This is a genomic window from uncultured Proteiniphilum sp., from assembly GCF_937873925.1.
Lineage (GTDB): Bacteria > Bacteroidota > Bacteroidia > Bacteroidales > Dysgonomonadaceae > Proteiniphilum.
This window is the reverse complement of record NZ_CALNAT010000223.1, coordinates 100725-108492: the sequence shown is the minus strand read 5'-3', so window position 1 is coordinate 108492 and position 7768 is coordinate 100725. Positions and strand designations below refer to the sequence as shown.

Sequence of the window (7768 nt, the reverse complement as noted above, 5' to 3'; positions counted from 1 at the left end):
AATGGCGTGAGATGTGCGGGGTGGTGATGCAGGACGGGAAGACATTCAACGATACCGTCCTGAATAATATCGTGCTGGATGATGAGCATATCGACTATGACAAACTGCGGGAAGTATGCCGCATAGCACAGATAGAATCGGAGATCAACGAGATGCCGAAAGGTTTCGAGACGGTGATCGGTGAAAACGGGCGGGGGTTGAGCGGCGGACAGAAACAGCGGCTGCTTATCGCCCGGGCGCTTTATCGGAACCCGAAACTGCTGTTCCTGGACGAGGCCACCAATTCGCTGGACGTGATCAATGAACGCAGGATCGTGGATGCGCTCAACGGTGCCTTTAAAGACCGGACGGTGATCGTAGTAGCTCACAGGTTGAGCACTATCCGCAATGCCGACCAGATCGTGGTGCGGGACAAGGGATTTGTGGTGGAAATCGGCAACCATGAAACATTGATGGAGAAGAAAGGACAGTATTACAATTTGGTTTCTACGCAGATGCAGCCATAATTTATTCAAAGTTAAATTACATGAAATATCAGGCAAATATAAAGAAAAGCTTTTTCTTTGTAATATAGCGAGTTAAATATTTTTGCAACATAGCGTCAATTAAAAAATATCTAAGCGATTGAATACATTTTAACCCATTGTTACGGTGAGCAGGACAGCCTCATATGATTTTTTACTTGTCGGAGCAGGATTATTCAATGCTGTCTTCGCCAATGAAGCCGCCAAAGAGGGAAAGAAGTGTCTTGTTGTGGAAAAGAGGAAGCATTTAGGCGGCAATCTGTATAGTGTCATCGTAAATGGTGGTGATTCAACGTCCTCCTATCCTATTATCAGGATATATGCTTCAACCTGCAACGAATCCTTTATTGCCAACCACTGAAGGAAGTGACACGGCAATACCATGCGGGTCATACGATGTCCAAGCGACATACGGAGGAAATTACAAATGGGAAATTACCGATGTGGAGGGCAGATCAGCCATAAAAATACATTCGGGAACGGACCATACTAACACTAGTGGTTGTTTTATACCAGGAAATAGTTACCAAATGACTAACGGAGATTATTCTGTTTACGGATCGAAAACAACATTCAATGCTTTAGATTCAATACTGGAACAATATGGTGGTGGTGGTATTCAAATCAATATTGTAGGATACCGTTGACCAACAAATAACTAATTTGATGTATGAAACGATTTCTTTTTCTTTCACTTTCACTTTGGATAATATTCCAATATCAGGTATTTCCCCAGTATTTCCCCATTGACACCTGCAAACTTAATAATGCTTATCGGGAACTTATATTAAATCCTCAATCAAAGGAAAAGCAGATTGCATTCTTTGAGCTTTATCCAACCACATGGATGGAGTTTCAAATGATGTACCAGTTTGTTCCAGGCGATAGGATGGCATATGAATATGATAACATAATGTATTCATATTGGGGCATCAAGCATATGGAGGCATTCAGAAGTTTACTTGGCGTGATTCCGGACACCTTGTTCTATGACAAGCTGATTACTTTGTCCATAGGCGGTAAATGGGATGCCGACAACCCCGCCTTTCTGCAAAATCTTATCCGCAAGGCAACATTAAAGAATCCCAAAGTAATGGTTGCGAGGCTTTCAAAACATAGGAAAGGCTACCAGTTGCGTTTCTGGCAATTTTACTGGTCTTCTCTGGAAGCAGCACACGAGTATGAGCAGGAACATGCCAGGTTGAGGAAAATACTGATTGAAATCAGCCCTACCGCCACCAAAATTATGGATGTCGGCTTTGAGTATGCATGGAAAGAGATGGAATTTTCCGACTTTGATTTTGTCCATCTCAAATCTTATAAACAACAATGAATGAAGGATTCGATAAGGCGAAGGGCAAGTATGTGGCGTTATTCGACCATGATGACGTGATGACACCAAAACGGTTACAGATACAGTATGATTATATGGAATCTCATCCTGACATTGCGGCCTGTGGAGGAAGCATGAAAGAGTTCGGCGTATCATCAAACTTATTGATGAGTGTGCCTGGATATGAAGAAATTATTTTGGAGATGTTGGCAAGAAAGCGCAGATATATATGTAACCCCTGCGGATTTCTGCGAAAAGAGGTTATTGACCGCTATTCTTTACGTTATAAACGAGGTTACTCTTTTAATGCGGATATAAAGTACTGGTCTGATGTTTTACAAATAGGGAAAGTTGTCAATCTTCCAGAGGTACTCATATGGTACCGTACGTCAGACAAGCAAACCAGTAGGGTAACCCGTATTGAATCGCAAAAAGCCGCGGAGGTAATTTTTCAGGAACATGCCGAATTCTTTATCTCAAGGGTTATGGATGCGGATATGCGAGACAAATTGGAGAACCGTCTTATGCCTGTTCTTAAAAAGCTGGCGGATTTTTCTGTTTTTTCCAATCGCCGTTACTTCTTCTTTCTTTATGAACTTATAAACGGACTCTATCGCAATGGGTTCATCAATTTGAGCGAACCTTTGTATGAATCAAAAATCAAGAGTTAATATCTCCCAATGAACAATATAATCAAACAATTAGCTGAATATTTTGTAAATGGAGAGCAACCTTTGCCATACTTTCCCGGCTTATACCAGGGCAAAGCCGGCATAGCGGTCTTCCTTTGTCATTACTCTTCATACTCGAATGATAACTCCTACTGCGACTATGCATTCGAGTTGATCCAAACAAGCCACAGGCAACTTATGGACAAGAACCCTGTGAACTACTCCCTTTAATGTAATACAAGCGAATCAGTTCCGTATCGGACAAATCAATACAGATTTAGAAAAGTGTATTGATGAAGCTTATGCAATTCATTATTTTTTTGGAGAATGGGGAGAAAGAAGATTTTGAATCCATGAAATATTAACGGAGAAGAAGGGACAATATTACAATCTGGTTTCTAGGCAGATGCAGGCATAAATTCAATAAAGCCACAGAGAGTTAGTGAAGAGCCCTTTTATAACTATAAATAAATTTTAATCTGTAAACAGAGGAAGGATTACGACAATTATTCATATTTTTGCTTTTTGTTTACCGGCAACCGTCCTTTCCCGCCATAACAAAGATAGGCTGTTTTCGGTAAATTACATAAGTAGCGGATAGATTTTTCTGCAAATAATTCACCAGGTAAAACCCTTATACAAGTATATATAAAATCGATTATTGAAGACCAAAATGAAGAGAATCCTTTTAATACTGGCGGGAGCCCTATTATTATCCGCATGTGTGAGTAAAAAAAACAATAACCCGGTCCAATATTCCGGAAACCCGATATCTGAGGGGTGGTATGCCGATCCCGAAGGGATTGTATATGATGATCTGTACTGGATATTCCCCACTTATTCCGACCTGTATGAGAACCAGGTCTTTTTCGATTGCTTCTCTTCACCCGATCTGGTGAACTGGACAAAACATGAAAATATTCTTGACTCAGCAGAGGTGAAATGGGCAAATAAAGCCATGTGGGCTCCGGGGGTAATCGAAAAAGAGGGGAAATATTATTTCTTTTTCGCGGCAAATGATATCCAGGATGAGAGCGAAATAGGCGGGATCGGCGTAGCGGTAAGCGATAGGCCGGAAGGCCCCTATAAGGATCTGCTCGGTAAGCCCCTCATCAATAAGATCGTGAATGGTGCGCAACCGATCGACCAGTTCGTTTACAAAGAAAACGACAGCACCTACTATATGTTTTACGGTGGCTGGAGACATTGCAACGTGGTACTGCTCAATAATGATTTTACAGGAATCAGACCGTTCCCCGACGGAGAGCTCTATAAAGAGGTAACTCCTCAGGATTATGTAGAGGGACCCTTTATGTTCAAAAAGGACGGTAAATACTATTTTATGTGGTCGGAAGGCGGTTGGGGTGGTCCCAATTACAAGGCAGCTTATGCCATAGCCGATCATCCGTTAGGACCCTTTGAACGGATCGGTACCATTCTGGAGCAGGATCCTGAAATAGCGACAGGCGCAGGGCACCACTCAATAATCCATAACCCTAAAAGTGACGACTGGTATATCGTATACCACCGCCGACCAGAGCCTAATATTCATCGCGACCATCGGGTGACCTGCATTGACAAAATGGAGTTTGATGAAAACGGGTATATCAAGCCGGTAGAGATGACTTTCGAGGGAGTAGCAGCCGATCCGCTCTGATCTTCCGGGGCCGGTATTTTGGTTTTTAAGCTCCGTTAAACCTTTTGCCTTATTATTTGTTCAGAGAGTAACAAAAGTTGATAAAACACCTAAAATAGCATTGATAGGAGGTTTTTTCGCATAATGAATGACATCGACTTTCCATACACACAAATATTAATATCATTATGAAAGTTACTTTTATAAAACAACAACTCGCCGTCCTATTGTTGATCACATTCTTTTCCGCTGCTTGCGGAAGTAAAAAAACAGGATCAATGAACAATGGAACACCGACACACACGTTGGACGGATACCAGGCACATACGTTATTATCCGTTGCAATCCCGGAAAAAGGATCCGCTGACCAGCCGGTAAAAATAGAGATTATTCCCGGTAAAAAGATGGAAGTGGATTGCAACCACCACTCATTGATGGGTGAATTTGAAAACAGGGAACTCAGTGACGGTAACCGTTACTATGTTTTTGAGTCGAACGGGGAAGCGGTCTCCACATTGATGGCTTGCCCCGATAACATCAAACGTACGGAATTCGTGCGGGGAAAAAGTATTTTTATCGACAGCAAGGATGCAATTCCACCGGTAGTATATGCTCCGGAAGGGATAGAGATAAAATACCGCCACTGGAACTCCTCGCCTTCTTATGCAATGGGCAAAGACCTCAATTACACCCTTGAAACGGAAGCTACCGGTGCGCTGAAAGCATATCCCGAATCACAGGAAGGATACGACCGCTATATCTTGTTCTTACCCGAAATAAAAAATTCGCAGAAAGAACATAAAGTGGAAATCATTCCCGGCGTTACCACGGAGGTAGACTGTAATCTGCACGGATTGATGGGTACATTCGTCGAGAAAAATATCGAGGGGTGGGGTTACAGTTACCTGGTTTTCGACTCGGACGGGAATATCCGTTCTACGCGGATGGCCTGTCCCGATAATACCCGTCGGACCGAATTTATGACCGGCGCCACCCACCTGATGGATTATAACAGCCGCCTGCCGGTAGTGGTGTTTGTTCCCAAAAAAGGCAATTTTTCCGTACAATACCGAATCTGGGAAGCGGGGGAACTGAAGTAATACCTACTGTTGATAGAAGCGGATCCAGTCTATGTATATATCCATGGGAAGCTGTTCCATATCGTATTTACCGACCCAGCTTCCACCTACCTGATTACTGATCAGGATATAGAAATCGTCCTTAAAAGGAAACTGCTCCTCTCCGAGTTCTTCCACCCTGGGATAACAGAAAGTGAGTTCATCGTTAATGAAGAAACGCAGGCTGTCCGGATAAAGCTCCACCGCATAGATATTGTAATCATTCCGGTGGATAGGGTGCGTGGCAGAGCGCTGTGGCCCTTCTTTCCCGGCCAGTGTAAAGGGTGTATGGATAGTCTGATAGGCAATAGAATCAAAATTCAGGTGCTCTACCACGTCTATCTCACCACCCTGAGGCCATGCCCTTCCTTCCGGCATCATCCAGATAGCAGGCCACGCACCTTGCGCCTCTTCGAATTTAGCCCGGAATTCCATCCTTCCATTGCTGAAAGCCTTTTTTCCTTTTGTCCAGACACCTCCGGTGAGCACTTTTGCCGTATCGTCGGGCTGTAGGGTATTCGGAATTCCTCTCAGTACAAGATTGCCGTTCCGGAAAGCAAAGCAGGAGTCATTATCCGTCATGAATTTATTCCAATCGGAGCTCCCTCTCGGAATTTTAGACCACAATACTTCGGCCCCGGAAAGATTTTCATAGTCGAAATTCTCTTCCCAGACCAACCGCCACTCTTTCTTCTCTCCATTGCAGGAATAGAGAAGAAAGAGCGTGGAAACCAAAGAGATAAAAAAAAGTACCTTCTTTCTCATGATTTTTGTTTCAATTCAATAATTTCTTGGCATCATTCAGTCTATCCTGCCAGTCGGCGAAAGGCTCCCTCGTATTGAAATATTCGATCGCCTCTTCCAGTTGCTTCAGTTTAGCCAGGGATTCGGGTGTATTGTCCTCCGTATACTTTTTACGCAACGCACGGATCTTCTCTGCATCCTGGATCCCTTCCACCATCCGTTCGAAGCGGATAGAACTTCGCGCATCGGGGTAAACCATATAAGTATCGCCTGCCGGCCATGTCCTGAAACGCGAATCGGTCAGCGGATTTTCAACCCACGAGTTATAAGACCAACGCAGGAATCCGTCGCATGCCACGCGGCATAGACCGATTCTGCCGGTGCGGAGAAGGTAAATGTATTGGGGAATTTATCACCACAGCACACATAATAGGTGGTGATCAACCCTTTGGCTCTTCGCGCAGCGATCTCTTCTTTGGTTACCTTATTACCGGCTCCCACACAAATATCCTTTATCCACGGGTACTCCTTGTAGCTTTTATGATTATCCGCCAGGGAGACGCCCAATTCGGGAGCGGCATTTTCCAATACCTTCAAGGCGGCATGCATATCGGCCGGGGCCCGTTCATCCATGGCTATATTCGTTTTTTCCAGCCACCCTTTGCCTTGGAGGTGCCGGGTAAAATCTTCCAGGAACACGCTCCATAACTCCGCGTATTCTTTCGATTGGGCTTTCAGTTCTACGGTAACTACTTCCCCTTTCTCCTCATCGTTATAATTCAGTTGATTATTCCAGGTGAGCAACGAGTAACAGTTGATCATCCTGTCGATGCCCAGATCCATCATAAACTGCACCCATCTGTCGAAAGCGGTATAGTCGAAAGTCCAGCTCCGGTCTTTGTTTTTCGTCCAGACGATCATATCGGCATACGCGTCGTAACATTGATTGTTCCACGGATCCTTGTTCAAGGTAGCGGTGATCACTTTCTGTCCCGCATCGGCCAGCATTTTCATTAACGGTTTCATCTGCTCGAAATGGGCGTCGCTCCACACTTCCAGATTGTGCACCCGTGCCACGGCCGAGGGGTGCTGCCACAGATCGAGGTGATAGAGCCACTCCGACGGTTCGGGCAGCACCTGATCCACCACATCCAGTTCAATTTCAAAACTCTGCACGGATTGATTTTCGGCATACACTTTCAGTTTGCCTTTATAGTTCCCGGCAACGGCATCGGAAGGGATGTTGAATGTGAGCCACACCGGCCGTGTAGTTTTGGCTTCCATATCAAAACACTCCACATTGTCCAGCATGTCCGGCGCCAGCGATGCCGGAAAATCTTCCGGTTTGCGGTGGCCGCAACCGGGACCGAACTCATCGGTCATCACGTAACAGACAAACCGGGCCTGCGCGACGGATGCCGGCAGTTTACTCCCTGGCGCCTTAAAATCACTGAATTCACACTCCACCTGATTAATATCCCCGGCAGACCATAAAAGCAGTTGGGCCGACACTTTTTCTCCCTTCCAGCCGGTAACCGTTACGCTCTTATTGAGAGATACCTGGGGCGCTACCGATTTCGACAGTTTATCGTCAATCGAAATAAACGAAGCCTGTAAGCCCGCGGCCACACCCGACCAGTTGGACAACGTGTCGTTTGTCGGGTCCTGCATCTCTTTGAAAGTGAGACACTCTTTTTTCGGTCGTTTGCCTTCGCATGCGTTAAGGCCTAAAACCGGCAATC

The 7768-nt window shown here is 44.9% G+C and carries 8 protein-coding genes and 2 pseudogenes; 8 read left to right on the top strand and 2 right to left on the bottom strand.

Annotated features, from left to right (window positions below):
- From Q0502_RS15265 to Q0502_RS15235, 8 genes and pseudogenes are all read left to right on the top strand, one after another.
- A partial coding sequence (locus Q0502_RS15265; RefSeq protein WP_298652539.1) for an ATP-binding cassette domain-containing protein occupies positions 1–506 on the top strand: 506 nt, incomplete at its 5' end.
- 145 nt (positions 507–651) lie between these two features.
- Positions 652–807, top strand: a pseudogene (locus tag Q0502_RS15260) (NAD(P)-binding protein); the annotation flags it as partial.
- A complete protein-coding gene (locus Q0502_RS19075) occupies positions 803–1171 on the top strand; it encodes a DUF5675 family protein (protein ID WP_366521810.1) in 369 nt (122 codons plus the stop codon). The pseudogene Q0502_RS15260 and the gene Q0502_RS19075, both read left to right, overlap by 5 nt.
- A 23-nt stretch (positions 1172–1194) precedes the next feature.
- Positions 1195–1857, top strand: coding sequence for a hypothetical protein (locus tag Q0502_RS15255; RefSeq protein WP_298652536.1), 663 nt, complete (start codon positions 1195–1197; stop codon positions 1855–1857).
- Entirely contained in the window at positions 1854–2528 is a 675-nt protein-coding gene (locus Q0502_RS15250) for a glycosyltransferase (RefSeq protein WP_298652533.1), read from the top strand. Before Q0502_RS15255 ends, Q0502_RS15250 begins: the two co-directional genes overlap by 4 nt.
- A 9-nt stretch (positions 2529–2537) precedes the next feature.
- Positions 2538–2759, top strand: coding sequence for a hypothetical protein (locus Q0502_RS15245; RefSeq protein WP_298652530.1), 222 nt, complete (start codon positions 2538–2540; stop codon positions 2757–2759).
- Positions 2760–3201: 442 nt separating this feature from the next.
- Positions 3202–4185 carry a glycoside hydrolase family 43 protein gene (locus tag Q0502_RS15240; RefSeq protein ID WP_298652527.1) on the top strand — a complete coding sequence of 328 codons (984 nt, stop codon included), beginning with the start codon at positions 3202–3204 and terminating at the stop codon, positions 4183–4185.
- A 167-nt stretch (positions 4186–4352) separates the two neighbouring features.
- Positions 4353–5264 (top strand): ecotin family protein, encoded by a 912-nt coding sequence (locus tag Q0502_RS15235; protein ID WP_298652525.1) that lies wholly within the window; start codon positions 4353–4355, stop codon positions 5262–5264.
- 3 nt (positions 5265–5267) lie between these two features.
- On the opposite strand, the gene Q0502_RS15230 is transcribed toward Q0502_RS15235, so the two are convergent.
- Positions 5268–6047: a glycoside hydrolase family 16 protein gene (locus tag Q0502_RS15230; protein ID WP_298652522.1), complete on the bottom strand. Its 780-nt coding sequence runs from the start codon at positions 6045–6047 to the stop codon at positions 5268–5270.
- Positions 6048–6057: 10 nt separating this feature from the next.
- A pseudogene (locus Q0502_RS15220) lies at positions 6058–7697 on the bottom strand (glycoside hydrolase domain-containing protein).
- Positions 7698–7768 lie beyond the last annotated feature (71 nt).